This is a genomic window from Bacteroides sp. 1_1_14, assembly GCF_000162515.1.
Lineage (GTDB): Bacteria > Bacteroidota > Bacteroidia > Bacteroidales > Bacteroidaceae > Bacteroides > Bacteroides thetaiotaomicron.
In genome coordinates, this window is record NZ_GG774724.1 from 1 (window position 1) to 2,500 (window position 2,500).

At 44.8% G+C, this 2,500-nt stretch carries 2 tRNA genes and 1 rRNA gene; all 3 read left to right on the plus strand.

Annotated elements, in window-relative coordinates:
• Positions 1–455: 455 nt before the first annotated feature.
• The 3 genes from HMPREF9007_RS00310 (at position 456) to HMPREF9007_RS00300 (ending at position 2,349) form a co-directional block, all read left to right on the plus strand.
• A 16S ribosomal RNA gene (locus HMPREF9007_RS00310) occupies positions 456–1,984 on the plus strand.
• 160 nt (positions 1,985–2,144) lie between these two features.
• Positions 2,145–2,218, plus strand: a tRNA-Ile gene (locus HMPREF9007_RS00305).
• Between the two features lie 54 nt (positions 2,219–2,272).
• Positions 2,273–2,349, plus strand: a tRNA-Ala gene (locus HMPREF9007_RS00300).
• Positions 2,350–2,500 lie beyond the last annotated feature (151 nt).

A 2,500-nucleotide genomic window follows, 5' to 3' on the forward strand; every position in this document is an offset into this window, starting at 1 on the left:
AGAAAGCCTTGTTAAATTGACTTAGTGTAAAAGCGCAGTACTGCTTGATCATAAGAACAAAAAACTTCCGATAAAGTTTGGAAGATAAAGCTAAAAGTTCTTATCTTTGCAGTCCGATTCGCAAAGAAAAGGCGTTTTGTTTTCTTCTTTACCTTCTTTCCCTTTCGCTAAGAGAGTCTGAGAAACGATAGAAAAAGAAAAGCGAAAAAAACTTCCGAAAATATTTGGTAGTTAAAATAAAACCTCTTACCTTTGCACCCGCTTTTAAAACGAAAGCAGCAAGTTCTTTGAAATATTGATAAACAATACAAGTAGTACAAGAAAAAAATAGAACCGTCAATACTTGTCTTATATATATTAATATGTGTGAGACGTAAGGTATTAATGAAGTCAATAAATTGTACGGCATCCTGAACAGAGCAAAAATCAGCTTTATGCTGACTAACAATACTTTTACAATGAAGAGTTTGATCCTGGCTCAGGATGAACGCTAGCTACAGGCTTAACACATGCAAGTCGAGGGGCAGCATTTCAGTTTGCTTGCAAACTGGAGATGGCGACCGGCGCACGGGTGAGTAACACGTATCCAACCTGCCGATAACTCGGGGATAGCCTTTCGAAAGAAAGATTAATACCCGATGGTATAATCAGACCGCATGGTCTTGTTATTAAAGAATTTCGGTTATCGATGGGGATGCGTTCCATTAGGCAGTTGGTGAGGTAACGGCTCACCAAACCTTCGATGGATAGGGGTTCTGAGAGGAAGGTCCCCCACATTGGAACTGAGACACGGTCCAAACTCCTACGGGAGGCAGCAGTGAGGAATATTGGTCAATGGGCGCAGGCCTGAACCAGCCAAGTAGCGTGAAGGATGACTGCCCTATGGGTTGTAAACTTCTTTTATATGGGAATAAAGTTTTCCACGTGTGGAATTTTGTATGTACCATATGAATAAGGATCGGCTAACTCCGTGCCAGCAGCCGCGGTAATACGGAGGATCCGAGCGTTATCCGGATTTATTGGGTTTAAAGGGAGCGTAGGTGGACAGTTAAGTCAGTTGTGAAAGTTTGCGGCTCAACCGTAAAATTGCAGTTGATACTGGCTGTCTTGAGTACAGTAGAGGTGGGCGGAATTCGTGGTGTAGCGGTGAAATGCTTAGATATCACGAAGAACTCCGATTGCGAAGGCAGCTCACTGGACTGCAACTGACACTGATGCTCGAAAGTGTGGGTATCAAACAGGATTAGATACCCTGGTAGTCCACACAGTAAACGATGAATACTCGCTGTTTGCGATATACAGTAAGCGGCCAAGCGAAAGCATTAAGTATTCCACCTGGGGAGTACGCCGGCAACGGTGAAACTCAAAGGAATTGACGGGGGCCCGCACAAGCGGAGGAACATGTGGTTTAATTCGATGATACGCGAGGAACCTTACCCGGGCTTAAATTGCATTTGAATATATTGGAAACAGTATAGCCGTAAGGCAAATGTGAAGGTGCTGCATGGTTGTCGTCAGCTCGTGCCGTGAGGTGTCGGCTTAAGTGCCATAACGAGCGCAACCCTTATCTTTAGTTACTAACAGGTCATGCTGAGGACTCTAGAGAGACTGCCGTCGTAAGATGTGAGGAAGGTGGGGATGACGTCAAATCAGCACGGCCCTTACGTCCGGGGCTACACACGTGTTACAATGGGGGGTACAGAAGGCAGCTACCTGGTGACAGGATGCTAATCCCAAAAGCCTCTCTCAGTTCGGATCGAAGTCTGCAACCCGACTTCGTGAAGCTGGATTCGCTAGTAATCGCGCATCAGCCATGGCGCGGTGAATACGTTCCCGGGCCTTGTACACACCGCCCGTCAAGCCATGAAAGCCGGGGGTACCTGAAGTACGTAACCGCAAGGAGCGTCCTAGGGTAAAACTGGTAATTGGGGCTAAGTCGTAACAAGGTAGCCGTACCGGAAGGTGCGGCTGGAACACCTCCTTTCTGGAGCGATGTCGTAACAACGATTTCATAGGTTCTATTATTGTACTACTGGTACTTGTTTATTTATAACATATAGATCAACCATCTATAGAAGTATAGATAGAGATAAACAAGAGAAATAAAGAAGCCGAGTCTAACATCAGGTAGACAAGGTTGAACTAGTCCTATAGCTCAGTTGGTTAGAGCGCTACACTGATAATGTAGAGGTCGGCAGTTCAACTCTGCCTGGGACTACTCCGAACAAAAATTGTCGTTGCCAATACGTTATTGCGATGTTCAATTACTCTTGGGGGATTAGCTCAGCTGGCTAGAGCATCTGCCTTGCACGCAGAGGGTCAACGGTTCGAATCCGTTATTCTCCACCATCTCTGAAAACAGAGAAACGATCTTTGACATGATGTACAAAAAGTAAAATTTAGTAAAGAGCTAAAAGTATATATCGAACCGTACGTTTTAAGTACCGCGATATTGAGTACTCGGGTTTAATACCTGATACTTGATACCTGATACTTAAAG